The sequence below is a fragment of the Brachybacterium subflavum genome (assembly GCF_009299795.1).
GTDB classification, from domain to species: Bacteria; Actinomycetota; Actinomycetes; order Actinomycetales; family Dermabacteraceae; genus Brachybacterium; species Brachybacterium subflavum.
Genome location: NZ_VIGP01000002.1, coordinates 495,466 through 522,440, shown reverse-complemented (window position 1 = coordinate 522,440; position 26,975 = coordinate 495,466). Strand labels below are relative to the sequence as shown.

Sequence of the window (26,975 nt, the reverse complement as noted above, 5' to 3'; positions counted from 1 at the left end):
GGGATGGGCGGAGTGCGTGACCAGGAGTCCTCGCATGGGCGCGCCCGGATGCGTAGCGTGTCCGGGATGCACCCGTTCCGACCGCGCGAGATGCCTCGCGCTCGGGGTCTGCGCCCCGAGACCGTCACCGATCTCCTCCAGATCGTGAAGTCCGTGCTCGCGGCCGCGTTCGCCTGGTGGCTGGCCTCGGCGGTCCTGCATTCGACGATGCCGTTCCTCGCGCCCTGGGTCGCGCTGCTCACGGTGTATCCGACGGTCTTCGAGTCCTTCCGGCGGGGCGCGCAGTCCACGGTGGCGTCATGGCTCGGAGTGGCGCTGTCCTTCGTGGTGGGCATGACGCTCGGGACGTCGGTATGGACCCTCGCGATCGCGCTCCTGGTGGCGCTCGCCCTCGCCCGGATCCGATGGATCCGGGAGGAGGGCATCGCGATCGCGACCACCGTGATCTTCGTGCTCGGGGCCGGATCGGCGGGCGACGTGGGCCTGCTGACCGATCGAATCCTCGAGGTCGCGCTGGGCGCGCTGGTGGGGATCGTGGTGAACCTGCTGCTGATCCCGCCGCTGCGCGACCGGCAGGCGGCGCGATACGTGGACAGCGTGAACCGTCGGATGGGCGAGGTGCTCCTCTCGATGGCCGACGAGTTCCGCACCTCGTGGGAGACCGATCGCGCTCAGGAATGGCTCGAGGAGACCGAGTCGATGAGCAGCGACCTCGCCTCCGCGTGGTCGACGGTGCGATCGGCGCACGAGAGCAGACGCGCCAATCCGCGCAATCGCCTGCGCTCTCAGCGCTCGCCGAAAGGGGGTGGGGAGGCCCCGCCCGAGGAACGGAGCGGATACGAGCAGATCCTCACCAGGATCGACGAGGGCATCTCCCATCTGCGGCACATGGCCCGCACCCTGCGCGAGGCGAGCAGCGCGGAGCGGCCGTGGGACCAGAAGTTCCGGGAGGACTGGGCCGATCTCGTCGGCGACACCGGGAGGTCCGTCGCGGACCCGGATGCGGACGTCGCCCCGATCCTGGACAGGATCGACGCCCTGGCCGACGAGCTCACGGGCCGTGAGGGCCTGCGCAGCACGAGCTGGCCCCTCTACGGGTCGCTGCTGACGAGCCTGCGCCACATCGTGGTCGTCGTCGACGACGTCGCGACCGCCCGCGAGGCGCGGGAGCCGGGGCATTCGGAGTCCGGTGCGGGGGAGTGAGCGACGCTGGGGAGTGAGCGACGCGAGCGCCGGTGACTCGTCAGGCTCCGCCGGAGCGCAGCGGCGACCCGGCCACGTCGAAGCGGAAACCGCCGAACGTGCCGCTCAGCAGCGGCCGCGCCGCGGTGATCGCCGCCGAGACCTCCGGGTCCGTCAGCGAGTCCCGGTGCGCCCGAGCGCTCTCCCAGATCTCGACGACGAACACGGTGTCGGGCTCCTCGTCGTTCGTGCCGACCTCGTAGGCGAGGCAGCCGAGCTCGCGGAGCCTGTCGTTGCACTGCGTCAGTCGGGAGACGAGCTCGTCGCGCGCCCCGGCGACGGTGCCCAGAGTGCCTGCGTTCACGAAGGTCATGGGGCAAGGGTAGGCACTGGCCGAGACGGGGGTCCCTGACGGTACCTGGCGCGGAAACTGTCGCAGGCATAGCGTCGGCCCATGAGCACTCCGGACATCACCCTGAACAACGGCGTCGTCATCCCCGCGCTGGGCTTCGGCGTCTACCAGACCCCGCCGGACGAGACGCGGACCGTGGTCGCCGAGGCGCTGCGGACCGGCTACCGGCACATCGACACCGCTGCTGCCTACGGCAACGAGCGCGGCGTGGGCGAGGCGCTCGCCGACTCGGACCTGGCACGCGACGACGTGTTCGTGGAGACGAAGATCTGGATCTCCGACTACGGGCACGACGAGACCCTGCACGCCTTCGAGAAGGCGACCGGGAAGCTCGGCCTGGACACCCTCGACCTGCTGATCCTCCACCAGCCGCTGACCACGGACTTCGACCGCACGATCGGCGCCTATACGGCGCTCGAGGAGCTCCTGGCCGATGGGAGGGTCCGTGCGATCGGCGTCAGCAACTTCATGGTCGAGGACCTCGAGCGCCTGGCCGACGCCACCACCGTGGCGCCCGCGGTCAACCAGATCGAGATGCACCCCTACTTCCAGCAGCGCGATGTCATCGCGAAGGGCGCCGAGCGCGGGATCCTCGCCCAGGCCTGGTCGCCGATCGGCGGCGTCATCGACTACGCGACCGAGCACGCGAGCCCGCTGCAGGATCCCGTCATCGCCGAGATCGCGCAGGGTCACGGGAAGACGCCCGCCCAGATCATCCTGCGCTGGCACCTCCAGGAGGGCCGTCAGGTGATCCCCAAGTCGGTGCGGCCCGCGCGCATCGCCGAGAACTTCGATGTTTTCGACGTGGAGCTCTCCGACGAGGAGCTGACACGGATCGACGCCCTCGAGAAGGGTGTGCGCGGAGGCCCCGAGCCGGCCTCGATGACGCTCGAGCAGTTCGGCAGGCCGATCCCGGAGGCGTGAGCCTCAGCGGTTGACGGGCCGACGGGCCGACCGTGCACCGGACCCGTCGCGGGCTCACCGGTGCACGGTCGCCGCGCCGTCGGCCTCGAGGCGTCGGGCGAGCGCAGCGGGGCCGACGAGGCCGCGGGCCGGGCGCGCTCAGTCGCCGCGGACGGACCGGCGCCAGGTTCTCGCATGCCCGACGGCCTGGGCGCCGCAGACGATGACCAGCAGTGCGGGCGCCGCGATGGCCCAGCTCAGCACCCACCTCGCATCGGCGGCGTTCGCCAGCGCGAGAGCGAGCCAGAGCAGCGCGAGCACGGCGTAGAAGACGGTCATGCGGCGGGCGACGGTGCGGGGGTCCTTCGGGATCTTCAGCGCGTACCCCTCCGGGGTGCCGAACTCCTCGAGCAGCGTCGATCCGGTCTCCGCGGCGTGGGCGTGCGCCTCGGTGATCGCGGTGTCGACGCGCGCATCGGTGAGGTCGTCCCGGCGGCGCAGCGCGGCGCGGGCACGGCTCGTCCAGGCGTCGTCGTCCAGATGCGCGGCGTCGAGGACCTGCTGCGGGGTCAGTGCCTCCTCGCCGGCTGAGCCGTCGGCCGGCGCCCGCCAGAGCTTCGCGACCATCCAGGCCAGGGCGGCATACACGGGCACCAGCAGGATGCTCCAGCCCCATGCCAGACGGATGTCCGTGCCCTCCTGCCCGAGCGGCACGAGGATGCTCGCGGCGCCGCCGGCGCCCAGCACGACGACCGCGGCGCACAGCGCGATCACGACCGGGAAGCGGAACCGGGCGACGGCGCGCTTGAAGACCCCGATCAGCACGACGATCAGCACGGCCAGCAGCAGCGGCATGAGCGCGAAGCCGATCGTGAGATCGGCCGGCCCGTCGCCGCCGAACAGCAGGTCCAGGAGCTGGCTCAGGAAGAACAGGGCGCTGAGCCCGGAGGCGATGCCCAGCGCGGCCACCACGCTCTCGCGCGGGCCCATGATCAGGGGGTCCTCGAAGACGTCGAGCCCCGCCCCGCGCAGGTCCTCCACCTGCTGGTCCGCCCACTCGGAGGGTGCTTCGAAAAGGGTCTTGGGGGATTCCTGGGCCTCGCGCACGGTGGCGGCCGCGTCCACGAGCTGCTTCTCGGCGACATCGATGCGCACGTCCTCGAAGACCATGCGCACGAACGCGAGCTCTGCCCAGTCCGCATCGGCGTCGACGCCTCGGGCGGACCGGAACGCCTGGACCACGCGGCCGAGCTCGGGGCCCGTCGGGCGCTCGGTCACGGGGGTGCGGGAGCGCGATCCGTCGTGGTCAGCGGCCGTCATCGTCGGGACCTCCGATCGTGCTCGGGTGCGGGGCGGGGCTCTCGATCGTCCGGGGCGGCGCAGGATCGGCCGACGTCCGGGTGCGGCGGGTGGACTCCGGGATCAGCGCGGCCGTCAATGCCGTGAGCTGGGAGCGCTCTGCGGCGAGACGGTCGTGACCGGACGCGGTGAGCGTGTACTCGCGGCGCGCCGGACCGGAGGGGCCGGGCACCCACTGGGCGTGGATCGTCCCGGCCTCCTCGAGCCGCGCGAGAGCCGGATAGAGCGACCCGCCCTTGGGGATGCCGAATCCCAGCGCGCCGACGCTCTGCGCGATCGCATAGCCGTGGAGCGGACGCTCCTCGAGGCTCACCAGGATCGCGAGCGGGAGGAGCGCGCGCACCCAGGTGGCGGGCCATCGGGGTTGCGCGGTGTCGGATGTGGGTAGGTCGGGCATGGAGCTAAGTATGGCATGTATCTATGGCCCCCGGGGTCCTCCGATCGTTTTCGGGCGGGGAGGGCCGGGTAGCCGCGCGGTCGGCCGGTGGGACGCTCGGGCACACTGGGCTGATGATCGATGACGGCATGTTCAGCACGGAACGGCTCGACCTGTCCCCGCTGACTCCCTCGGACACGAATGAGGTGGCCGAGCTCTACACGGATCCCGAGGTCGCGCGATATGTGGGCGGAGAGCGGCTGACTGCGCAGGTCATCCCCCAGCAGGTCGAGGCCTTCGCTGCGGAGTGGACAGAGCGCGGCTACGGGCAGAGCGCCGTGCGGGACAGGGCGTCGGGCCGCTTCATCGGCCGGATCGGACTGCATTTCTGGCCGCAATGGAACGAGGTCGAACTCGGATACGTGCTGCGCGCGGACGCCCAGGGACGCGGGTTCGCGAGCGAGGGGAGCCGGGCCTGGATCCGCAGGGCACGGGACCAGCGGATCGCGAAGCATCTCATCGCGAACATCCATCCCGAGAACGCGGCCTCGATCGGGCTCGCCGAGAGACTCGGCTTCACCTTCGCGCGCGAGGACGTCGTCCCGTCGGGACTGCCGACGCTCATCTACCGCCTCGAGCTCTGAGGCGGGAAGCCCGGTGCACGCCTCGAGGGCGGTGGGCTCCCCGGGCCTGAGCGCCGCCGGCCTTGATCTCGACGGCGCGCACGGGCCGCCGGGCACGACAATTCCCTGGCCGCGGGCGGTCCCGAGCCCGCAGACTGCGGACCATGGACGACACGAGGCGCTTCGGGCCGATGCTCGCGGGGGAGCGGGAGACCCTGGACCACTGGATCGACTTCTACCGCGAAACCCTCCTGCTCAAGATCGACGGGCTCGACACCGCGCAGCTGTGCGAACGGCCCCTCCCGCCGTCCACGCTGAGCCCGATCGGGCTCGTCCGCCACCTCACCGAGGTCGAGGCGTATTGGCTGCGCGAGGTCACCCTCGGTGACCACCTCCCCGACTACTACTGCACCCAGGACAGCCCCGACGGGGACTTCGACGACATCGACCCGGCCACCGCGCTCGCGGACGTGGAGCGCTACCGCCGCGAGACCGAGGTGACGCGCACGGGCGCGGCGAGCTGGACGGACCTGGACGCTCCGGTGCGCGGACTGCGCCACGGCGAGCAGGTCAACCTGCGCTGGATCCTCACCCACCTCATCGAGGAGTACGCGCGACTCCTGGGGCACCTCGACCTCGTGCGCGAGGCGATCGACGGCCGCGTCGGGTACTGAGCGGGATCACCGCAGGCCGCAATCCGACGTCCGTTCTGTCCACATCCGTGGCGATCCCTGGTGGTCGCGTGCGGCCCTGGCTAGGGTCATCACGTCGCGAGGCCTCGCCGACCGGGGCGCAGGGCCGGGTCACCTCGCGGCGAGGGGCGGGAACGCATGATCATCTGGCGCGGCTGGGGGATCCTCTCGGTGCTCTACATCGGTGGGTTGATCGGTCTGCTCGTGGGCGGGATCGGTGCGAGCGTGCTGACGTTCGAGGGCGGTGGGGCGCGGGGTTCTCCAGCGGCCCGCCAAGACGTATTCGTCGAGATCGCGGGTGCCGGCGGCGACGTGCGCATATTCGGCTCTGCAGCGAGAGGGGATGACGCGGAAGGGGCGGACATCGACCCCCTCACGTCCGCAGGAGCGGGGGAGAAACGGTGAGGATCGGACGTCATGCACCTGTTCGTCGATGAGAGCAAGAGGCGCGGGTATCACTTCGCCGTGGCAGGGGTGCGTGTCGAGGACGTCCAGGCGGAGCGTGTGCTCGTCAAAGGGCTCTTGCTGAAGGGGCAGTCGCACCTGCACTTCACCAAAGAGAGCGATGGGCGGCGTCGCACCATCCTTCGCGCGCTCACCGATTCCTCGTCCGCGCGGTGCACCATTGTGACGATTCCGCCCGGCATGTCGCAGATCGAAGCACGCAGGATCTGTCTCGGAGAGACCGTGCGGCTCAGCGCCGAGCACGGTGCGACCCGAATCGTCTTCGAGCGCGACGACGCCGCCGTCGAGGCGGACAAGAAGGTGCTCTATCCGCTCCTGCACAACTCGCAGGTGCGATACGACTTCCTCGAGAAGCGGAGCGAGCCGCTGTTGTGGATCGCAGACGCCATTGTCTGGTGTTACACGGCGGGTAGCCCGTGGCGGCGGCTTGCAGCCCCACTCATCGACGAGGTGCGGTCCCTATAGACGCGAAGCTCGGCTCACCCACCGTCCGGAAGGCTGCCGAGCTCACTTCACGAGGCTACTGCCCCGCGCTGCGTCCAGCGTAGGCCAGGGTGCAACGACGTGCAATACCAACGACATGCACGAGAGAGCAGAGCGACAGACGGTGATGCTGGCCAGGGGCTTCGCGCCTCGCCTTCGGGAACGATCCGGGATCACGTGCTGGCGGGAGCCATGCTTTTGCGATGGGGAGGCGCACGAGGGCGGAGAACCTGGTCGAAGCGCGGAGTCAGTGACGGCGGGATCGCCCGGTCCGGTCCGAAGCCAGGATGCCGGCCCCGCCAGAGCGCCGTTCGATCACACGCGCGGCGCCGCGTGCCGGTACTCGCGCGGCAGTTCCTCGAGCAGGCGCAGCCACAGCTCGGAGGCCGCCGGGTAGCTCGGCACCGCGTGGCGCAGCACGTCGACCGGGATCTCGCCCACGATCGCGACCGTCGCCGCGTGCACGATCTCCGCGGCGTCCGGGCCCGCGAAGGTCGCGCCGAGCAGCCGGTGCGTCACCGCGTCCACGACGATCTTCGCGACCCCGGAGGCGTCATCGCGCAGCAGCGCGCTGCCGGCCGACCCCTCGAACGGCACCTGGGCGACGACCACGTCGAAGCCCGCATCCCGCGCCGCCCGCTCGGTGAGGCCGACGCTCGCCACCTGCGGATCGGTGAACACGACCTGCGGCACCGCGCGGCCCTCGGCGACCGGCTCCGGCGGGGGTGTGGGCTCGACGTCGGCAAGGGCGGCATCGCGTATCTCCTCGCCGATCACCCGCCCCCGGTACTTTCCCCAGTGCGTCAGCGGGGCCTCGCCGCTCGCATCGCCGACGGCGCGCAGCCAGTCCGGCAGCGCATCGCCCGTGACGTCCTCGAAGGAGAGGCCGACGGCATCGAGCCCCACGTCCTGAAGTCGTGGACGACGCCCGGTCGCCACGAGGATCTCGTCGGCCGTGAAGACGTCGCCGTCGGTGCCAGTGTCGGTGCCGGTGCCGGTGTCGGTGCCGGTGTCTGCGTCGGTGCCGGCGCCGGCCCCGTTGCTGCCGCTGTCGCCGTTGCTGTCGCCGTCCGTGGCGCGTCCCGCCGCACCTGCGACGTGCACCCGCACCTCGCCGCCGTGCAGACGGCCGATCCCGCTCTCCCCGTCGGCCTCCCGCGCGACACCATCGCGCGAGGCATCGTCGGCCGAGGCTCCGGTGACCACGCGGACCCCGATCGCCTCGAGCCCGGTGCGCACATGCTCGGACGCCTCGGGCTCGGCCGATGGGAGCAGCAGGTCCCCGCGCACGAGCATCGTGACCTCGCTGCCCAGCGCGCGCATCCACGTCGCGGCCTCGCACGCGACCACGCCGCCGCCGACGATGAGCAGTCGTCCCGGCACCTCCTTCACGCCGGTCGCATCGCGTGATGTCCACGGCGCGAGGGTTGCGTACGGCGCGGGGATCACCGGCTCGCTGCCGGTCGCGAGCACGACCGCGCGCCGGGCGCGCAGCACGCGCGGCGGACCGTCGGCCGCTCGCACGGTCACCTCGCGCTCGCCGCTGAGCACCCCGTGGCCGCGCACCACGGTGAGCCCGGCGCCCTCGGCCCACTGCACCTGGCCGGCGTCGTCGTAGTGGGAGACCCAGTCGTCGCGCCGCGCGAGCAGTTCGTCGATGTCGATCTCCGGTGTGGTGATGCCCGGCAGGTGGGCGGCCGCGGCGCGCACGTCGAGCGGTCGCAGCAGTGCCTTCGAGGGCATGCACGCCCAGTACGAGCACTCGCCGCCCATGCGCTCGCCCTCGACGATCGCCGCGGTCAGGCCCGTGCCCTCGATCGCGTACTGGGCGACGTTCTCGCCGACGGGCCCGCCGCCGATCACGATCACGTCGACTACGAGGGCGTCGGCCGACGGAGAAGACGCAGAAGGGGCAGAAGAAGTGGCAGAAGAAGCGGAGGCGGGGCTCGAGGCCCCGTCGGTCCGCGGATCGCTCGTCATGTGACCCACGCTACGCGAGTCGGGCCGCCCGTGCGTTCCGCGCATCACGAGCCGTCTGCACCTTGCGTGCAAGCTTGCATGCAAGGGTTTAGCCTGATGCCGTGAACACCGAGCACGACGAGAGCGCATCGCCCGCACAGGCTGCGGCGGAGCGCGCATACGAGCACGTCAAGAGCGCCATCATCCGCGGCGACCTGGCCGGCGGGGAGAGCATCAGCGAGAACGCGCTGCGCCAGCAGCTCGAGCTCTCCCGCACCCCCATGCACGAGGCGTTCCTGCGCCTGGCCGCCGAGGGTCTGCTGAGCCTCGAGCACCGGCGCGGCGCCGTCGTGCGCCCCATGTCCCCGCACGAGGCACGCGACGTCCTCGAGATGCGCGAGGCCATCGAGTCCGCCGCCGCAGCCCGCGTCATCGCCGACGGCGCGGCCGCAGTCCTCGCCCCCGGGCTCGAGGCGCTGCTGGAGGAGCAGTCCCGGGCGATCGCTGCCCAGGACGTCCCGGCCTTCATCGACGCGGACTCGCGCTTCCACTCGGCCGTCATCGAGGGCTCGGGCAACGCCGTCGCCGTCATGTTCACCTCGACCCTGCGCGATCGCCAGCAGCGCCTGCGCCACCAGCTCATGCGTGTCCAGCCCGAGCAGCTGCAGGCCTCCCTCGAGGACCACCGCGCGCTCGCCCGGGCACTCGCCGAGCGCGATGCCGCCGCCTACGCGAGCACCCTGCACGAGCACGTCGCCTCCCATCGAGGCGCCCTGTGAGCGTCACGGAGACGGAGACGGAGACCGGCGCGGTGCGAGAGGCTCCGGCCGCACGGCGAACGGCCGACGCGGTGGGGGCGGTGGCGACCCTCGACGCCCCGTCGGCCCCGTCGGCCCTGTCGGCCCCGTCCGACGCGTCGGAGCCGGAGTCGGAGGTCCTGGAGCCCCGCACTCGGCGCGGCGGCGTGAAGCCCTGGATCGCCGCTTGGGGAGCGGTGTTCGTGAGCTCCTGGGCGGGCAACCAGTTCAGTCCGCTGCTGCTCATGTACGAGGACCGCGAGCACCTCTCCTCGCTCCTGGTGAACATTTTCCTGGGCGTCTACGTGCTCGGGCTCGCGCCCGCGCTGCTGATCGCCGGGTCCCTCTCGGACCGCCGCGGCCGACGCCCGCTCATGCTCGTGGGCGTGCTCGCCGCGCTGATGGGCAGCGTCCTGCTCGCCCTCGGTCCCACCAGCGCCGTGTTCCTCGGCGTCGGACGCCTCTTCTCGGGGATCTCCGTCGGCGTCGCGATGGCCGTGGGCAACGCCTGGATCAAGGAGCTCTCCCAGGGGCGCTTCGACCCCGGAGCCGCCGCCGACGCCGGCGCGCGCCGCGCCTCCCTCGCCTTCACGACCGGCTCCGCGGCGGGCGCCCTGCTGGCAGGGCTCGTCGCCCAGTGGGGGCCGCTGCCCGAGGTGCTGCCCTTCCTCGTGCACCTCGCGCTGACCGTGCCCTTCCTGGTCATCGTCGCGCGGCTGCCCGAGGGTCGCGTCCCCGGCGGAGTCGCCGGGCCCTGGTGGCGCCAGCTCGCGGTGCCGAGCGCCGGGCACCGGCGGTTCACGCGCGTCGTGCTGCTGGCGGCGCCGTGGATCTTCGGGTCCGCCGCGATCGGCTACGGCTACCTGCCCACACAGCTGGCCGGCGCGACCGGCAGCTGGGGGCTGGTGTGCGCGACCGCCGCCACGGTGATCGCGCTCGGCGTCTCCAGTGCCATCCAGCCGCTCGCCCAGAGGGTCCACTCCCTCGAATCGGCCCGCGGTCTCGTCGCCGCGGTCGGGATCATGCTGCTGGGCATCGCGATCGTCGCCCTCGCGATCCGCACGCAGTCGGTCGCGATCGGCCTGGGCGCGAACGCGGTGATCGGTGTGGGTATGGGTATCGCGCTGGTCTCCTCCCTGCTGGAGGTGCAGCGCATCGCCGGGGCGCGCGATCTCGCCGGGCTCACCGGCGTCTTCTACGCCGCCGCCTATGCGGGCTTCCTCGCCCCCGCGGTGATCGCCGCGATCGCCCATCTGGTCGACGTGCAGATCGTGCTCGCGGTCATCGTGGCCCTGGGCGTCGTGTGCTGGGTCGGGATCCTCGTCTCCTCGCGACGCCACCTCCCGGCCGACGGTCCCGGTGCGCCCGGGGATGGTCTGGCCGCGGCCACCGCTCGCTGAGCACTGCGCCTCGCCGTCTCGAGCATCGAGAGGTGAGTTGTCGTCGCCTCTGCGCATCGAAAGGTGAGTTGTCGCTGTCAAAGGGGCGTTTTGACGACGACAACTCACCTTTCGGTGCGCTGCGAGGCGCACCTGGCGCTGCGAGCCGGACCTTGCGCTGCGAGCCGGACCTTGCGCTGCGAGCCGCACCCTGCGCTGCGGCCTGAAGCGCACCCTGCGTCAACATGTGAGCCGCGTCTCATCTGGCTGGTGATTCTGCACCGGCGAGATGGAGGAATTCGCCGCCCCTAGCGTGGGGGCATGTCCACGACGGGGTCGCTGCCGACTCCCGCCCATCCGCGCGAGGCCGAAGTCATCGATGCCTTCCGCGGCGGCGGGACGCTCACCCGCGCCCGCATCGCGGAGTCGACGGGCCTGAGCCGCTCGACCGTCTCCGCCGTGCTCACCCGCCTGGTCGAGGAGGGCGCCGTCGAGGTCGTCGGCCACGAGGAGCAGCCGGGACGCGGACGCCCCACCGAGCGCGTCGCGATCGACCGAACCGCTGTGCGGGCGATCGGCATCGACCTCGCCCACGGCGCGGTCCGCGTGGTCCGCCTGAACACCCTCGGCGAGGTCCTGGCGAGTCGGGAGCAGACCCACGAGGAGAGCCTCGGCGCCGCCCGCCGTCAGCAGCTCGTGCTGCGCATGCTCGCAGGTCTCGACGGCGCGGAAGGTGCCGACGATGCCGAGGATGCCGACGGTCCGGGCAGGGCCGACGGCACCGCGGAGGCACTCCCGTCGGCCGTCTCCCCGGCCCGCACGGCCGCCCTGCGCGGCGTCGGCCTCGGAATCTCGGGCCCGGCCGCGCTCACGCGTCCTGAACGCGCGCCCTGGCACGGTCTCGTCGAGGCGCTGGAGGCGCGCTACGGCGTGCCTGTCCACGTCGACAACACGACCCGCTGCGCCGCCTTCGCCGAGCATCTCGCCGCGGGCGACGGCCACCGCACCACCCTGCACGTGCGCTGCTACCAGGGCGTCGGCGGGGCCGTCGTGCGCGACGGTGTCCTCGACCTCGGTGCCGACGGCATGGCCGGCGAGATCGGCCATCTGCCCGTCGAGATCCCCGGCATGGCGTGCCGCTGCGGACGCTCCGGGTGCCTCGAGACCGTCGCCTCGACACCGGCGGTGCTCGCCGCTCTGCGCAGCCACGGCGTGGTGCTGCGCTCCCCGTCCGCGCTGCGCGAGGCCCTCGCGGAGGACGCCCCGCAGCTGCGCGGCGTGCTGGATCGCGTCGCCCGTGCGCTCGCTCGGGCGATCGTGCTGGCCACCACCATCGTCGACCCCGACGAAGTCATCCTCACCGGCGACCTCCTCGACGCCGACGACCGCCTCCTCGAGGCGGTCCGCCCGCTCGTCGCCGAGGGCGTGGGGGAGCGGTTCCCCCTGATCCCGCTCGAGCGCGGACGGCTCGACGCCTTCGCTGGCGCCACCGGCGCCGCCCTCGTCATCCTCCACCCCCGCACCTGAACCACCGCCGCGACCGGCGCGTCGGCGCAGCGCACGTCGTCGTGTCCGTCCGCACCCGTCCCCGCAGCTCGCCGCATGCCAGACCTTCTCCCCCCGCACCCGCATCGCCACCCGCCGACCAGGAAAGGACCTGATCGCATGACACACCCCGACCCGTCCACGACCTCCGCCGGGCCCGGCCCGGACGTCCCCGTCCCCGAGGCGACGCCCGTCGTCCCGCGCGCCGCACGGCGCCGCGCGCTCGGAGCGGCGCTGGCCGCCTCGATCTCCGGCCTCATGTTCGGCTGGGACGCGATGTCCCTGAACGTCATCAAGAACGCGCTCGCCTTCCACACCGGCGCGAGCACGGGGATGCTGGGCTTCGCCGTCGCGTTCGGCGTGCTGACCGCGGTGCTGGGCGCGTTCCTCGCGGGGCGGCTCTCGGATCGCATCGGCCGACGGGCCATCATGATCGTGGCCGCGATCCTGTTCATCGTCTCCTCCGTGGGCACTGCCTTCGTGGGCGACTCGATGGCGATGTTCCTGTTCTGGCGGATCTTCTCCGGTATGGCGATGGGCGCCGCGATGACCATCGCCCCCGCCTACGTCTCCGAGACGTCTCCCGCCTCCATGCGCGGCATGCTCGTCTCCCTGCGCCAGTTCATGCTGATCATCGGCCTGTTCGTATGCGGCCTGCTGGGCGATGCGATGCTCGCCGCCGCGCCCGCTCCGCAGGGCGACGCGCCGCTGTCGACCTCCCGACTGGGCCTGCTCGGCCTCCATCTCGAGGTCTGGCAGTGGGCGTTCCTCTCGGTCGCGCTCGGCGGCGTGATCTACCTGGTCGCCTCGCTGCTGATCCCCGAGTCGCCCCGCTTCCTCATCGCCCACGGGCGCACCGACCAGGCCCGCGCTGTGCTCGCGCGCACCGTCGGCGAGGAGGGCGTGGACCAGCGCGTCGAGGAGATCACCCGCTCCCTCACCGACCACGACTCCAGCCGCGGCTCGGGCCGACGTGGCAGCGGCTTCCGCGCCCTGCTCGTCCCCGGCACGTCCCGGCTGCAGCGCATCGTCTGGGTGGGCATCGGCCTCGCCGCGCTGCAGCAGCTGGTCGGCATCAACGCGATCTTCTACTACGCCACCACGATCTTCTCGACCATCGGCTTCGGCGAGCAGGACGCGCTGAAGCAGACCCTGGTCCTCACCGCGGTGAAGGTCGTCGCGATCATCCTGGGCATGCTGCTCGTGGACCGGGTGGGCAGGCGACCGCTGCTGCTGTGGGGATCGATCTCGATGTTCGCCGCGCTCGTGGTCACCGCGATCATCATGCTCACCGCTCCGCAGGTCGCGCAGGACGGCGGCGGCACCGCCCCCGATCTCGCGTCCTCGCCGGTGCTCGGCATCCTGGCGCTGCTCGCCCTGTGCCTGTACGTCGGCGCCTATGCGGGGACCTGGGGCCCGATCATGTGGGTGCTGATCGGCGAGATGTTCCCCAACCGCATGCGCGGCGCCGCGACCTCCGTCGCGGGCGGCGTCGAGTGGGCCTCGAACTTCGCGGTCACGCTCACCTTCCCGGTGCTGGCGGCGTGGTCGATCGGGACGACGTACGCGGTGTACGCGCTGATCGCCCTCGCCTCCATCCTGTTCGTCCTCAAGCTCGTGCCCGAGACCAAGAACCTCGAGCTCGAGCAGATGGACGACATCGCCGACGCCCCCGCCGCCCCCGCCGCCCGCGGCTGACCGACCTGCGCCGCGCCCCGCGCCTGCCCGACCGTCCCACCTCCGCGACCCACGCGCCCACGAGCTTTCCGCTCCGGCGCGCTCCGTCGGACCGCGAGCGGTACGAAACGGTTGCCAAGAGCGTCCATGGCAACGATTTCGCACCTCTCGCGGTCGGATCCGGGACGGGTCTGGGGTGCGGGGCGGCTCTCGGCCTCGTTCTTCGTCCCACCGCACGTTCCACATCCTCGATGGAAGGATTCCGATCATGACCTCCGGCTCCGCCACCTCCGCCACCTCCGCCACCGGCGCCCCCACGCCTGATCCGTCCGCCACCGGCACCGCTGCCCCCGACGCACCCACCCGCCGCAGCATCCTCATGCTCATGACCGATCAGCACCGGGTCGACACCCTGGGCTGCTACGGGAGCCCGATCTGCCGCACACCGCACCTGGATGCCCTCGCGGCCCAGGGCACGCGCTTCGAGAACTGGTTCACCCCCACGGCGATCTGCACGCCGGCGCGCGCGTCCCTGTTCACGGGCGCGGCCCCCTTCCGGCACAAGCTGCTGGCCAACCACGAGCGCAACGTCGGCTACATCGAGGACCTGCCCGAGGACCAGTGGACGGTCCCCGAGGACCTGCGGGCGAACGGCTACGAGTGCGGTCTGGTCGGCAAGTGGCACGTGGGGGAGGAGCGCACGGCCGCCGACTTCGGCTTCGAGGCCGAGCACTACCCGGGCTGGCACAACGCCGTGGACCACCCCGACTACCTGGCCTGGCTCGAGGAGCACGGTCATCCTCCGTACGAGATCAGCGACCGCATCCGCGGCACCTTCCCCAACGGCGAGGTCGGGAACCTCATGGCCGCGCGCCTGCACCAGCCCGTGGAGGCGACCTTCGAGCACTACCTGGCCGACCGCACCATCGAGATGCTCACCCGGTACGCGCAGGGGGCGCGCAGCGGCGAGGCGCCCTTCTTCGTGGTCTCGAGCTTCTCCGGGCCCCACCTGCCCTACGTGGTCCCCGACGAGTACTTCGACATGTACGACCCGGATGACGTCGAGCTGCCCCGCTCGGTCGCCGAGGACTTCGCCGACAAGCCCCCGGTCCAGCGCAACTACTCCCAGCACTGGGCCTTCGACACCCTGACCGAGGAGCAGTCGCGCAAGCTCATCGCCGTCTACTGGGGCTACGTGACGATGATCGATCGCGAGTTCGGCAGGATCCTCGCCGCCCTCGACGAGCTCGGCCTCGCGGACACCACCGCGGTCGCCTTCAGCTCCGACCACGGCGAGTTCACCGGCTCCCACCGCCTGCACGACAAGGGCCCGGCGATGTACGACGACATCTACCGCACGGGCGGCATCCTGCGTGTCCCCGGCTGCCCGGCGCAGGTGCGGAAGGAGTTCGTGAGCCTGATGGACCTGCCGGCGACCTTTCTGGACCTCGCGGGCCGGCCGACGGATCCCGCCGTGGACTCCCGCTCCCTGCTGCCGATCGTGCGCGGTGAGCATCCGGAGTGGGACGAGAACGTGCTGTGCGAGTTCCACGGCCACCACTTCCCGATCGCCCAGCGCATGCTGCGCGGGCCCCGCTACAAGCTGGTGGTGAACCCCGAGTCGCGCAACGAGTTCTACGACCTGCAGTCGGACCCCGACGAGCTCTCCAACCGCTTCGAGGACCCGCTGCTCGAGCAGCCGCGCCGGGCGATGCTCGCCGACCTCTACGAGCGCCTGCGCGAGCGCGGCGACAACTTCTACCACTGGATGAGCTCGATGGACGCCGTCGGGCACCTCGACCACGACCCGACCATGTCCGGGCTCGACGAGTCGACCTATCGGGGCTGACGGGCCGACGGGCGGCGCCGGCCGACGTCATCGGCCGGCCCGAGGTCGTCGAGACGGAAGGTGAGCAGGGCGGGATCCCCGTACGCCGCGGCGAGGCGGGGGATGAGCGCCTCGAACGGGTCCTCGCCCCGTGGGTGCGTCCACGATGCTCCGGCAGTCCGGCGCGTCGCGCACGACGGGGCGTGCTCAGCCCAGGGCGTCCACGACGTGCCGGGTGACCTGGGCGATCAGGTCCGTCGGCAGCTCGGCGTCCTCGGTGCGGCCCGTCGTGTACACGGCGAGCACGAGAGGCGCCGCGTGCGGACGGGTGATCACGGCGATGTCGTTGCTGGTGCCGTAGCCGCCGGCGCCGGTCTTGTCGGCGACGGTCCAGGTCGACGGGACGCCCGCGCGGATCGCCGCGTCCCCCGTGGTGTTCGCACGCATCATCGCGAGCAGCTGCGCCGAGCGGTCGCGTCCGAGGGCATTGCGTCCGAGGCCGTGGCCGAGCGTCGCGCGCTCGAGGTCGGTTGCCATCTGGGCGGGTGTGGTCGTATCGCGGGCATCGCCCGGGATCGCGGTGTTCAGCTCGGGCTCGGTGCGGTCGGTCCGGGTGACGCCGTCGCCGAGGCGCCGGAGTCTGCGCTGCACGGCGCGCGGTCCTCCGAGCTCCGTGAACAGCAGGTTCTGGGCCGTGTTGTCGCTGCGGGTGAGCGCGGCGTCGATGAGCTCGAGGAGGCGCATCCCCTCGTCCACGTGCTCGCTCGTGACGGGGGAGTACTCCTCGAGATCCGCGGCGGTGAAGCGGATGATCTGCTGCAGCCGCTCCTCGGTGGCCTCGCGCAGGACGAGCGCGGAGGTGAGGACCTTGCCCGTGGAGGCGAGGGCGAAGCGCTCGTGGCCGCGGTGGGTGAGAGCAGGGGAGTCGCCGACGACGCGGGCGCTCACCCCGATCCGGGCGTCATGGGCGGTCTCGAGGTCCGCGAGGGCGCGGCGGAGGTCCCGCTGTGCGCCTCGTCGCTCGGCGTCTGCCCCGGTATCGGCGCGGGCCGCGGAGGCTGCGAGGGCCCCCGGTGTGATCGCGGCGGCGGAGAGCAGGGCGCGTCGGGTGAACGTCATGCAGCCATCCTCGCGCCGGTCTCCGAGCGCCTCAAAACGCGCCGCGCCGGACGACGCGCCGGACCGGACGACGAGCCGGACCGGACGACGAGCCGCGCCGGAGGGTGATCCGCACCGGACGCGGCCGGGGCGTCGCCGGCTCGGATGTCCCCGTCCCCGCATAGGGTCGTCGGCATGTTGATCCTGCACACCTCGGACTGGCACCTGGGGCGCACCCTGCACGGCGAGGACCTGCACGAACACCAGGTCGCCTTCCACGACTGGCTCGTGGACCTGGTGCGCGAGCGCGAGGTCGACGTGGTCGTGATCCCCGGCGACGTGTACGACCGCGCCGTGCCCCCGATCCCCGCGATCCGCCTGCTCGGGCGCACCCTCGCGCGGCTCGCGGAGACCGCGACCGTGGTGCTGACTCCCGGCAACCACGATTCCGCGGACCGCCTGGGCTTCGGCCGCGACCTCATGCGCGCGGGAATCCACCTGCTCACCGACACCCCCGGGCTCGACCATCCTGTGAGCGTCGAGGACGAGCACGGCGAGGTGCTGTTCTTCGGCCTGCCCTATCTCGAGCCGGACTCGGCCCGCCACCGGCTCGTCGCCGAGGGCGAGGAGCCGCTGGGCCGCAGCCACGAGGCCGTCACCCGCGCCGCCCTGGACCGGGTGCGCGAGCGCGCGGCCGAGCATCCCGGCGCCCGCACGATCGTGCTCGCCCACACCTTCGTCAGCGGCGGCGAGCCCAGCGAGTCCGAGCGGGACCTCTCGGTGGGCGGCGTCGACTCCGTCCCGGCGCCCGTGCTCGCCGGGTTCGACTACGTGGCCCTCGGCCACCTGCACGGATGCCAGGACCTCACGCGGTCCGTCGGCTCCCCGGCCCGCTACTCGGGGTCCCCGCTCGCCTTCTCCTTCTCCGAGAAGGACCACCGCAAGTCCGTGCTCCTCGTCGAGCTCGGAGCACCCGGGGAGATCGAGGTCGAGCGCATCGGGACGCCCGTGCCCCGCCGCCTCACCGCCCTGCGCGGCGACCTCGAGTCGCTGCTCGCGCAGGCGGGCGCGCACGGCGAGGACTGGTTGAAGGCCACCGTCACCGACACCGCCCGTCCCGCCCACCTGCAGGAGCGCCTGCGCGCCGCCTTCCCGCACCTGCTGCTCACCTCCTACGAACCCGAGGGGCGCGAGGCCGGCGAGGCGGCACCCGAGGTGCGACGCGAGGCCGATCCCCTCGAGGTCATGGACGAGTTCCTGAGCTACGTCACGGGCGGCGAGCCGAGCGCGCGCGAGCACGAGGTCATGGACGAGGCGTACACGGCAGTGCGCTCCCGCGATCAGGAGGCCTCGTGAAGCTCCACCACCTGCACCTGCGCGGGATAGGCCCCTTCGCGGGAGCCGTCGACATCGACTTCGCCGCGCTCGGCGCGAGCGGCATGTTCCTCCTCGAGGGGCCGACGGGCTCCGGCAAGTCCACGATCCTCGACGCGATCGTCTACGCCCTCTACGGGAGCGTCGCCGGCAGCGGCGCGAGCAGCGACAGGATCCGCTCCCAGTTCGCCTCCGCCGACTCCGCGAGCGTGGTCGGCCTCGTCTTCGAGACCGGCGCCGGCATCTTCCGCGTCCACCGGGAGCCCGAGTACGAGCGCGCCAAGAAGCGCGGCACCGGCACCACGAAGCAGCAGGCCAAGGCACTGCTGTGGCGGCTCGGCTCGCCCGAGCTGCTGCCCGGCGTGATCGCGGAGGTCACCGGGGGAGCGGTCGACGGGACGGACACCCCGTCGGGCACGGCGGGCGCAGCATCCTCCCCGGCCGGCGCGGCGGAGCCCCTCGCGACCCGCCTGGACGAGGTGGGCCGCGAGATCCAGCGCGCCGTCGGCCTCAGCCGAGAGCAGTTCACCCAGACCGTCCTGCTGCCCCAGAACGAGTTCGCGCGCTTCCTGGGCGCCGGCACCGCCGAGCGCCAGCAGGTGCTGCAGCGCGTGTTCGGCACCGAGATCTACCAGGACGTCGAGAAGCAGCTCGAGGAGATGCGCAAGGAGGCCAAGCGCGAGGTCGACGCCGCGAAGGAATCCCTGGGCCGCTCCCTCGCCCGCTTCGTCGAGGCCGTCGGCGTGGAGGGTGAGCCGCTCGACGCGCTCGAGGGCCATGCCGAGGCGCTGCGCCTGGACGAGCTCGGCCCCGCCGCCCGCGAGCACCTCGAAGCGAGCAGGCAGGCCGCCTCCGACGCCGCGCAGGACCAGGACGCCCAGGCCGCCTCCGAGGCCTCGGCCCGCGCCCGCGCCGAGCAGACGGCCCTCGCGCGCGCACGCATCGACCGCCGCCGTGAGCTCGACGCTCTGGGAGCGCGCCTCGACGTCGCCGCGCCGCAGATCCGCTCGGCCCGCGCCCGCCTCGCCCGCGACGAGGCCGCCCGCCCCGTCGCCGAGCTGCTGCGCCGCCGCGAACAGGCGGCGAGCACCGCCGCCCGGGCGGAGCGGGACCTCACGGATCTCGCCGAGACCACCCGGACCCAGCATCCCGAGATCGCCGACCTCCTGTCCGGGGAGGACGCCCCCGCTGCACTCGCGGCCTCTGCCGAGGAGGACACCGCGCGCGCCGGAGCCCTCTCCGACCTCGCCTCCCTCGAGGAGGGCCTCGAGAGCCGCGGCACCCAGCTCGCCGACCGCGCCGAGCGCAGCGACCGGGCCGCCCGCGACCTCGCCGCCCTCGACGAGACCATCGCGGCCCGTCCCACCGCGAAGCAGGAGCTGCTCGCCGCCCGGGACGACGCCCGCACCCGAGCCTCCGGCCTCGCCGACGCGCGCCTCGCCGAGAAGACCGCCGCCGAACGCCTGCAGGCCGCCCGCGCGGCCGCGCGGCAGCAGACCGCGCTGGCCCAGGCCGAGACCCTCGCGGCGAGCACCCGCGAGGCCGCGCGCCTCGCCTCCGAGACCGAGGCCGACCTGCGTCGACGCCGCTTCGCGGGCATCGCCGCTGAGCTCGCCGTCGATCTCGGCGAGGACGCCCCGTGCCCCGTCTGCGGATCCCCCGACCACCCGCATCCCGCCACGCCCACGCACGACGCTGTCGACGCCGAGCAGGTCGAGCAGGCCGAGGCCCAGCGCCAGCAGGCCGAACGCACCTACCACGACGCCGCGCAGAGGAAGGCCGTCATCGAGGGCGAGCTCGAGACCCTGCGCGAGCGCGCCGGCGGCCTCGACACCGACGCCGCCGAGGCCGCGCACACGGCCGCCCGCGAGGCCACAGCGAAGGCCACGGCCGCACAGACCGAGGCCTCCGAGGCGGAGACCGCGATCACCGCCCACGACGAGGCGACCTCGCAGCTCACCACCGAGCGCTCCCAGCAGGCCCTCGCCCTCGAGCGGGAGCGCACCGCGCAGAAGGAGGCGTCGGCCGCCCTCGAGAAGGACCGCGCACGCGTGGCGGAGGCCCGGGGAGACGCCGAATCTATCGCCGCGCGCCGCAGCCACCACGCCGCCCGCGCCCGCGCCGCGACCGCCCTGCGCGAGGCCCTGCGCACCTCCACCGAGGAGGCGGCACGCGCCGAGAGCCTCGCCGAGGAGACCGAGACCGCCCGCGAGAACGCGCGGGCTGCACTGCGCGAGCAGGCGGAACGGACAGCACCAGAGCGGACGGAGGACGACACGTCGGCTGTGGGCGCACCGCGCGACGACGACGCCCCGACCGATGACGATGCCCTCGCCGACGGCGATGCCTTCGCCGACGGCGATGCCCTCGCCGATGACGCCGCCGTGCGCGAGGCGGTGCTGGCGGACGCCGAGCGCCGCACCCTCACCGCCTCCCTCCAGCAGCGCGCCGTCGAGGAGTCGCGCCATGCCGACGGCCTCGCCGAGGACGGCGTGTCCGAGGCCGACCCGAGCGACGAGGCGCTCGAGGCCGCCCGCGTCGCCGCCTCCACCGCCGGCGAACAGCTGGTCGCGACGCAGAGCGCCCTGCGCGAGGCCTCCGCCGTCGCGGCCCGCCTCGGTGCCGTCGCCGAGCGCTCGGCCTCTGCCCTCGAGGCGCTCGAGCGGGCGATGCGCGAGGTCAGGGGCGTCAGCGAGCGCGCCGGCGTGGTGGTGCGCGTCGCCGACCTCGCCACCGCACGCTCCGCCGACGGCCGCCGCATCCCGCTGTCGACCTTCGTGCTCATGCGGCGGTTCGAGGACGTCGTGGACGCCGCCAACGCGCGGCTCGCCCGCTTCTCCGGCACCGACCTCGAGCTGCTGCGCGACGACGGCGCCCGCGGCGCCCGCAAGACCGGCCTCGACCTGCTGGTCATGGACCGGCGCACCGACCGGGCGCGCGTGCCCGAGACCCTCTCGGGCGGCGAGACCTTCTTCGTCTCCCTCGCCCTCGCCCTGGGACTGGCGGACATCGTCACCGGCGAGGCCGGCGGCGTGCGCATGGAGACCCTGTTCATCGACGAGGGCTTCGGCTCACTCGACCCGCAGACCCTCGAGACCGTCGTCGCCGAGATCGGCCACCTCGCCCAGCACGGCCGCACCATCGGCATCGTCAGCCACGTCGGCGACCTCAAGACCCAGATCTCCGAGCAGATCCACGTGCGCCGCAGCCCCTCGGGCTCCTCGACCGCGAGCATCACCGCCTGAGCGGCCGGCGCGGGCACCGGGCGGGGGAGCGACCGCGTCTCCTCGCTCGACTGGTACGAAACGGCCGCCATGGTCGCTCTTGGCGACCGTTTTGTGCCACTCGCCAACGGGAGGGCGGCGCTGGTGGCCCAGGCGGCGGCGCTGCCCGGCAGCACACTCCGCCGCCGCGCCCGCCGTCGGATCCGTCCCCGGCCTGACCTGATGGCTCCGTCGGTCCGCTCGCGGGCGGACGGCGGCCGGTCGGGGAGCGCTCCCAGACGGATGCCGCGCTGGACTCGGCCCCCGTAGTGTCCTGCGACGTGAGCGATTGGACCTGGCAGATCCCCTTCTCCGTGATCGGCGGCGGCGTGCTCTTCGTGGCGCTGCTCGTACCGATCCTCGTCCTGCAGTACCGCAGGTACGGGCGGCTCAGCGTGCTGCGCCTGCTCGGCGCGGCGGCGGTGAGCGTCTACGGCGTCGCCCTGGTCGCCTACACGCTGCTGCCCCTGCCCGATCCGGCCCGGGCCTGCGGTGACGGCGGCGGCCGGCTGCTGCAGCTGACGCCCTTCCAGTTCGTCGCGGACATCGTGCGCGAGGGCAGAGGACTGGGGCTTCGCGACGCCGTCACCAGCTGGGCGGTCCTGCAGGCCGCACTGAACGTCGTGCTGTTCGTCCCGCTCGGGCTCGCCGTGCGCGGCATGCTCCGGCGCGGAGTGCTCGCGGCCACCGCTCTCGGCGCCCTCGTCTCCCTCGCGATCGAGGCCACCCAGTACACCGGGCTGTGGGGCGTCTACGACTGCAGCTACCGGATCGCCGACATCGACGACCTCCTCCTGAACACCGCGGGCGCCCTCGTCGGCGCGCTGGCCGCCCCGCTGCTGATGCACTGGTGGATGCCGAGCCCCGAGCAGCTGACGGCCCAGCGCCCACCTCGAGTCTCGGGTCTGCGCCGTCTGCTGGGCATGGCTGTCGATCTGATCGCCGTCGGCCTCGTCGGCTTCCTCCTGGACCTCGCACGCGCCGTGGTCGAGCTCGTCTTCGCGTCCGACGCGGGGCAGGTCCGCGAGCTCGGCGAACCGGGGCGGGCCCTGCTCCTCGTGCTCACCTTCGCCGTGGTCTTCGTGCTGCCCGCCCTGGGGCGCAGCGGCGCCTCCATCGGGCAGCGAGCGGTGGGCATCGCGCCGGCGTGGACGAGTGGGGCCGGCGGCGTCCGGGCCCGCCTGCTGCGGGCGAGCACCGTGGGCGGCGTGTGGACGGTGGGGCGCGCGCTCGCGCTGCTGCTGTCCGCTGCGGGCGTGCCTTTCGCGGCCGGCGCCCTGAGCTTCGCGATCGGCCTGTACATGCTGGTCGTGCTGGTCTTCGCGCTCGTCGGCGACCATCGAGGGCTCTCGGGGCGCCTGGCGGGCAACGAGATGGTGGATGCGCGTGCTCTCACAGATGCGGGCGTCACGGCGCGTGAGCGGTCCGCCGCGGCCTAGACTCCCGGCAGACCAGCCTTTGCAGGAAGGACCCCCATGCCCACCACGCCCCCGGCCGGCTCGCGGATCGTCGGCACCGGTCACTACCGGCCCGAGCGCATCATGACTAATCACGACCTCGAGCAGATGGTCGAGACGAGCGATGAGTGGATCCGCCAGCGCACGGGCATCGAGTCCCGCCGCATCGCCGCCGACGACCAGGACGTCGCCGACCTCGCCGCCGAGGCCGGTCGCAACGCCCTGGCCGATGCCGGCATCGATCCCGCACAGGTCACTCAGGTGATCGTCGCGACCTGCTCCAACCAGGAGCGCTCGCCGAGCGCCGCCGGCCGGGTCGCGCAGCTGCTGGGCCTGTCCAACCCCGCCGCCTTCGACGTGGGCGCCGCCTGCTCCGGCTTCGAGCACGCGCTCGCCGTGGCGGACATGTCGATCCGCGCGGGCGCCTCCACCGCGACGCTCGTGATCGGCGCCGAGAAGCTCTCCGCCGTCACGGACTACTCCGACCGCACCACCTGCATCCTCACGGCCGACGGCGCGGGCGCCATGGTCCTGGTCCCGGACGACGAGCCGACGATCTCGCCCGTGCAGTGGGGGACCGTCACCGACCTCGCCGACGCGGTCACCATCGGCCCGCCCAGCGGCTGCTTCTCCCAGCAGGGCCGGCAGGTGCTCGGATGGGCGCTGCGCGAGGCGCCGAAGCTCTCGCAGAAGATCGTCGAGACCGCCGGCCTGACCATGGCCGACATCGACGTGTTCGTGCCCCACCAGGCGAACCTGCGCATGATCGAGCCGCTCGCCGCGGCCCTCGATCTGCGCGAGGACGCCATCGTGGCCGACGACATCGTGACCTCCGGCAACACCTCCGCGGCGACCATCCCGCTCGCGATCTCGCGCATGCGCAAGGCAGGGAGGATCCCCGCCGGCGCGACCGCTCTGCTGGTCGGCTTCGGCGGCGGCTTCTCCTGGGCCGGCCAGGTCGTGCGCCTGCCCTGAGCTGGTTCCGGATGCCCGGGGCCGATGGCTCGTGGCATCAGGTGCGCCCGCCTGACCCCGCTCGACCTGCCCCTTCGGAGGCCCCGTGGACTCACTGACCGTCCAGATCATCGTCACGATCGTCGTCGGCCTCGCGTACGTCGTGGGGCTGACGGGCATCGTGCTGCCCATCATCCCCGGCTCGATCACGATCCTCATCGGCTCGCTGGTGTGGGCGATCGTGCTGGGCGGCTGGACCTGGCTGGCCTTCGCGATCATCGCGATCTTCTGCGCCCTGGGCATGACCTGCAGCTACGTGATGACGGGCAAGCGGCTCAAGGACAACGATGTGCCCACTTGGCCGATCCTCGTGGGCATCGCCGCAGGCATCGTCGGCATCTTCGTGATCCCGTTCCTGGGGCTGCCGATCGGATTCATCCTGGGCCTCTACGGCTCCGAGTGGTACCGCCGCCGCGACATGAGGCTCGCCTGGGAGTCCAGCTGGATCGCCATCAAGGCCTTCGGCATCGGCGTCATGCTCGAGCTGGTGTGCGGCTTCGCCTCCACCCTCACCTTCGCGATCGCGACCACGCTGCACTTCCTGAACCGCTGAGCGGGCGGGCCGCCCGCGAGAGGTGAGAAGTTGCTGCCAAAAGGCCGGAATGACGACGTCTTCTCATCTCTCGGTGCGGGGAGGGCGTCTGGGACGATGGGCCCATGAGCGATCCTGCCGTCCCTCCGGTCTCCTCGCGGGACACTCCGCGCTTCAGCACCCGTGAGCGCCACCGGCAGCTGGGCGCGGCGTTCCAAGGGCAGGGCGGTGACTACGACCGCCTGCGCCCCGGATACCCGCCCGGGGTGCTCGACGGGATCATCTCGGCACTGCCGTCGCACGACGGTGAGGCCGGCGCGGGCGGCCCGGCCGATGAGGCCGGAGAGCCCGGTGCGCCGGCAGGCGCCCCCACTGGTGCGTCAGCGGGCGCCCCCTCGGGCGCGACTCCCGCCCACATCTTGGTCGACCTCGGCGCCGGGACCGGCAAGCTCTCCCTGCAGCTCGCGCGCCGCGGCCTCGACGTGATCGCCGTCGACCCCAGCCGTTCCATGCTCGAGACCGCCGAGCAAGGGTACGAGTCCATGTCCTCGTCGGCCGACGACCCCGACGACCCCGACGACCCCGACGACCCCGCCGTACCCGTCGGCTCTCTGCGCACCCTCCAGGCCTCCGCCGAGGACACCGGCCTCCCGGATGCGAGCGCCGACCTGGTGAGCGTCGCGCAGGCCTGGCACTGGTTCGACACCGAGGCCGCGGGCGCCGAGATCGCGCGGATCCTGCGGCCGGGCGGCGTGCTGGCCCTGCTGTGGAACTCGCTCGACGTGCAGATCCCCTGGGTGCACCGCTATTCGCGCATCATGCACGCGGGGGATGTGTACCGCGATGATTTCTCGCCGCCGATCACCCCGCACTTCGCGCTGCGCGAGCGGATCGTGCGCCATTGGGAGGACCCGCGCACCACGCACGAGCTCATCGACCTCGCGCGCACCCGCAGCTACGTCATCACCGTGCCGCCCGAGCGGCGCGAGAAGGTGCTCGCGAACCTCGACTGGTACCTGCACGAGCACCTCGGCCACGCCCCCGGCAGCGAGGTCGGCATGCCCTACCGCACCGACCTGTTCCTCTTCGAGGCCGAGAACGCATGAGCGCCCGTCGCGCCGCACGCCGGCACCGTGACGAGGTCGGTGAGGTGCTCGCGGTCCACGCGGATCGTCCCGGTCCGCTCGTGGTCGGACTGTTCGTGCTGGTCTGGTTGGTGTTCTCAGGCCTCACCCTCATCAATCCCGGCGAGAGCGCCGTGCTCGCCGTGGCGCCCGCCGTCGCCTTCGCGATCATCTTCGGCCTGATCCTGCTGTTCATCAGCGGGGAGAGGCTGGTGGTGTGCGAACGGGGGATCGTGGTCGGCAGCTGCGCGCCGGGACTGCGCCCGTACGTGATCCCCTCGGACCAGATCATCCCGGGCAGCGTGGTCCCCGTGACGGGCGCCCGGCGGTATGCGGCCGAGACCGGGACCGGCGGCTTCCCGCAGTCGACCGTGCGCCGGTCCGCCTGGACCCGTCGCGGCATCCACTTCGTGGGTCCGTCGCCGAAGCAGGCGCGCCGCCATCGCGCGGTGCTGGCACCGCTGCAGGATCCTCCGCCGCGCTCGATCGACGGCCGCTGGGTCTGGTTCGCCGGCACGGGGTCGACCCCGCCCGAGCAGGTCACCGCGCAGATCGCGCGCGCCGCAGGGGCGAGCGGTCAGCGCGAGCTGGCGAGGGCGGCTGCGGCCGAGCCCGCGCGCGAGCTCACCGGCAATCGCGGGGATGCGGCGCGCCAGCTCCCCGGCTTCCCGCACGCGCGCTGACAGCCACGCGGGCTGGGCTGGCCGTGGCGCGCCCGTCGGCCGCGCGGCCTCAGCCCGCCGCGCCGCCTGCGTCGGACGCGCCCGTCCCGCTGGCCCCGTCGGCCCCGGTGATCGACATGTCGCCGACCTTCCACTGCTTGCCGTCCCAGTTCAGCTTCATCTGCATCTCGCCGCTGAACCCGTCGACGTCCTGGGCCTGCTTGTTCGGGTCGTCGACGATCGTGGCGTCCTTCTGGGTGACCTCGAGGGTGAGCGTGCCGCTGGTGGGCGGATCGCCGGCGCCGTCGAAGCTCGCGGACTTCACGGTGAACGCGCCGCCCACCTGGTACCCGTCCTGCTCATGGAGCTGGGTGGCGTTGGAGAGGAACGACGTGCAGACCTCGCAGTTCGAGTCGACCACCTGCATCCAGCCGTCGGTGTCGCCCGTGGCCATCATGTACGCGTAGGACTCGAGCAGATAGGTGCCGACCGAGGTGGCGCCGTCGTCCGACTGGTCGGTCATCGCCGACGTCGGCAGCTTCGGGCCGGTCGTGGGGGACGCCTTCGGCTGGGACGACGGGTCGACGGCGGGGCGCGTGTCCTCGGCCGTCGGGCTCGCCGTGGCGGAGGCGGCGTCGGTCTTCCCGTTGCTGCGGCCGAAGACCTGCGCGAGGCCCACCGCGCCGAAGGGGATCACCAGGGCGATGGCCGCCACGATGATGATGATCTGCTGCATCCGTCTGCTCACGCACGCCAGGGTAGAGGTCCGGC

General features: G+C 72.6%; 24 protein-coding genes. 18 read left to right on the top strand and 6 right to left on the bottom strand.

The window, feature by feature from the left end:
* Positions 1-66: 66 nt before the first annotated feature.
* Complete coding sequence (locus FHG10_RS06145) at positions 67-1,203, top strand: FUSC family protein (protein ID WP_227488069.1); 1,137 nt, start codon at positions 67-69, stop codon at positions 1,201-1,203.
* Positions 1,204-1,243: 40 nt separating this feature from the next.
* Here the strand turns inward: FHG10_RS06145 and FHG10_RS06140 are convergent, their stop codons facing one another.
* Positions 1,244-1,555: a putative quinol monooxygenase gene (locus tag FHG10_RS06140; RefSeq protein WP_152352423.1), complete on the bottom strand. Its 312-nt coding sequence runs from the start codon at positions 1,553-1,555 to the stop codon at positions 1,244-1,246.
* Between the two features lie 81 nt (positions 1,556-1,636).
* Between FHG10_RS06140 and FHG10_RS06135 the strand changes: the two genes are divergently transcribed.
* Positions 1,637-2,518: an aldo/keto reductase gene (locus FHG10_RS06135; RefSeq protein WP_152352422.1), complete on the top strand. Its 882-nt coding sequence runs from the start codon at positions 1,637-1,639 to the stop codon at positions 2,516-2,518.
* 138 nt (positions 2,519-2,656) lie between these two features.
* On the opposite strand, the gene FHG10_RS06130 is transcribed toward FHG10_RS06135, so the two are convergent.
* Together FHG10_RS06130 and FHG10_RS06125 are read right to left on the bottom strand one after the other, a co-directional pair.
* Positions 2,657-3,817: a hypothetical protein gene (locus FHG10_RS06130; RefSeq protein ID WP_152352421.1), complete on the bottom strand. Its 1,161-nt coding sequence runs from the start codon at positions 3,815-3,817 to the stop codon at positions 2,657-2,659.
* Positions 3,804-4,253, bottom strand: coding sequence for a PadR family transcriptional regulator (locus FHG10_RS06125; RefSeq protein ID WP_152352420.1), 450 nt, complete (start codon positions 4,251-4,253; stop codon positions 3,804-3,806). The genes FHG10_RS06130 and FHG10_RS06125 overlap by 14 nt, the downstream gene beginning before the upstream one ends.
* 113 nt (positions 4,254-4,366) lie before the next feature.
* Between FHG10_RS06125 and FHG10_RS06120 the strand changes: the two genes are divergently transcribed.
* The 4 genes from FHG10_RS06120 to FHG10_RS06105 all read left to right on the top strand — a co-directional run bounded on the left by FHG10_RS06120 (position 4,367) and on the right by FHG10_RS06105 (position 6,477).
* Positions 4,367-4,876, top strand: a complete 510-nt coding sequence (locus FHG10_RS06120; RefSeq protein ID WP_193636209.1) for a GNAT family N-acetyltransferase — start codon at positions 4,367-4,369, stop codon at positions 4,874-4,876.
* 143 nt (positions 4,877-5,019) lie between these two features.
* Positions 5,020-5,529: a DinB family protein gene (locus FHG10_RS06115; RefSeq protein WP_152352418.1), complete on the top strand. Its 510-nt coding sequence runs from the start codon at positions 5,020-5,022 to the stop codon at positions 5,527-5,529.
* Positions 5,530-5,685: 156 nt separating this feature from the next.
* Positions 5,686-5,952, top strand: coding sequence for a hypothetical protein (locus tag FHG10_RS06110; RefSeq protein WP_152352417.1), 267 nt, complete (start codon positions 5,686-5,688; stop codon positions 5,950-5,952).
* Between the two features lie 12 nt (positions 5,953-5,964).
* Positions 5,965-6,477, top strand: a complete 513-nt coding sequence (locus FHG10_RS06105) for a hypothetical protein (protein ID WP_152352416.1) — start codon at positions 5,965-5,967, stop codon at positions 6,475-6,477.
* A 333-nt stretch (positions 6,478-6,810) separates the two neighbouring features.
* Here the strand turns inward: FHG10_RS06105 and FHG10_RS06100 are convergent, their stop codons facing one another.
* Positions 6,811-8,475, bottom strand: coding sequence for a dihydrolipoyl dehydrogenase family protein (locus FHG10_RS06100; RefSeq protein WP_152352415.1), 1,665 nt, complete (start codon positions 8,473-8,475; stop codon positions 6,811-6,813).
* Positions 8,476-8,576: 101 nt separating this feature from the next.
* On the opposite strand from FHG10_RS06100, the gene FHG10_RS06095 reads away from it, so the two are divergent.
* The 5 genes from FHG10_RS06095 to FHG10_RS06075 all read left to right on the top strand — a co-directional run bounded on the left by FHG10_RS06095 (position 8,577) and on the right by FHG10_RS06075 (position 15,701).
* Complete coding sequence (locus FHG10_RS06095; protein WP_152352414.1) at positions 8,577-9,233, top strand: GntR family transcriptional regulator; 657 nt, start codon at positions 8,577-8,579, stop codon at positions 9,231-9,233.
* 80 nt (positions 9,234-9,313) lie between these two features.
* The gene (locus FHG10_RS06090; protein ID WP_227488068.1) at positions 9,314-10,651 is read left to right on the top strand and encodes an MFS transporter; all 1,338 of its coding nucleotides are present in this window, start codon (positions 9,314-9,316) and stop codon (positions 10,649-10,651) included.
* Between the two features lie 300 nt (positions 10,652-10,951).
* Positions 10,952-12,157: an ROK family transcriptional regulator gene (locus FHG10_RS06085; protein WP_152352413.1), complete on the top strand. Its 1,206-nt coding sequence runs from the start codon at positions 10,952-10,954 to the stop codon at positions 12,155-12,157.
* 138 nt (positions 12,158-12,295) lie between these two features.
* Positions 12,296-13,873 (top strand): sugar porter family MFS transporter, encoded by a 1,578-nt coding sequence (locus FHG10_RS06080; RefSeq protein WP_193636208.1) that lies wholly within the window; start codon positions 12,296-12,298, stop codon positions 13,871-13,873.
* 247 nt (positions 13,874-14,120) lie between these two features.
* Positions 14,121-15,701 (top strand): sulfatase-like hydrolase/transferase, encoded by a 1,581-nt coding sequence (locus FHG10_RS06075; protein ID WP_152352411.1) that lies wholly within the window; start codon positions 14,121-14,123, stop codon positions 15,699-15,701.
* 186 nt (positions 15,702-15,887) lie between these two features.
* On the opposite strand, the gene bla is transcribed toward FHG10_RS06075, so the two are convergent.
* A complete protein-coding gene (gene bla / locus FHG10_RS06065) occupies positions 15,888-16,799 on the bottom strand; it encodes a class A beta-lactamase (protein WP_152352410.1) in 912 nt (303 codons plus the stop codon).
* Between the two features lie 174 nt (positions 16,800-16,973).
* On the opposite strand from bla, the gene FHG10_RS06060 reads away from it, so the two are divergent.
* The 7 genes from FHG10_RS06060 to FHG10_RS06030 all read left to right on the top strand — a co-directional run bounded on the left by FHG10_RS06060 (position 16,974) and on the right by FHG10_RS06030 (position 26,225).
* Positions 16,974-18,134: an exonuclease SbcCD subunit D gene (locus FHG10_RS06060; RefSeq protein ID WP_152352409.1), complete on the top strand. Its 1,161-nt coding sequence runs from the start codon at positions 16,974-16,976 to the stop codon at positions 18,132-18,134.
* Positions 18,131-21,397, top strand: a complete 3,267-nt coding sequence (locus FHG10_RS06055; protein ID WP_152352408.1) for an AAA family ATPase — start codon at positions 18,131-18,133, stop codon at positions 21,395-21,397. Before FHG10_RS06060 ends, FHG10_RS06055 begins: the two co-directional genes overlap by 4 nt.
* 299 nt (positions 21,398-21,696) lie before the next feature.
* Positions 21,697-22,854 carry a VanZ family protein gene (locus tag FHG10_RS06050; protein ID WP_152352407.1) on the top strand — a complete coding sequence of 386 codons (1,158 nt, stop codon included), beginning with the start codon at positions 21,697-21,699 and terminating at the stop codon, positions 22,852-22,854.
* A 36-nt stretch (positions 22,855-22,890) separates the two neighbouring features.
* Positions 22,891-23,847 (top strand): beta-ketoacyl-ACP synthase III, encoded by a 957-nt coding sequence (locus FHG10_RS06045; RefSeq protein WP_152352406.1) that lies wholly within the window; start codon positions 22,891-22,893, stop codon positions 23,845-23,847.
* Between the two features lie 85 nt (positions 23,848-23,932).
* The gene (locus tag FHG10_RS06040; protein WP_152352405.1) at positions 23,933-24,439 is read left to right on the top strand and encodes a DUF456 domain-containing protein; all 507 of its coding nucleotides are present in this window, start codon (positions 23,933-23,935) and stop codon (positions 24,437-24,439) included.
* A 104-nt stretch (positions 24,440-24,543) separates the two neighbouring features.
* A complete protein-coding gene (locus tag FHG10_RS06035; RefSeq protein ID WP_152352404.1) occupies positions 24,544-25,524 on the top strand; it encodes a class I SAM-dependent methyltransferase in 981 nt (326 codons plus the stop codon).
* A complete protein-coding gene (locus FHG10_RS06030; RefSeq protein WP_152352403.1) occupies positions 25,521-26,225 on the top strand; it encodes a hypothetical protein in 705 nt (234 codons plus the stop codon). Before FHG10_RS06035 ends, FHG10_RS06030 begins: the two co-directional genes overlap by 4 nt.
* 49 nt (positions 26,226-26,274) lie before the next feature.
* On the opposite strand, the gene FHG10_RS06025 is transcribed toward FHG10_RS06030, so the two are convergent.
* Positions 26,275-26,952: a DUF6318 family protein gene (locus FHG10_RS06025; RefSeq protein WP_152352402.1), complete on the bottom strand. Its 678-nt coding sequence runs from the start codon at positions 26,950-26,952 to the stop codon at positions 26,275-26,277.
* Positions 26,953-26,975: the final 23 nt, after the last annotated feature.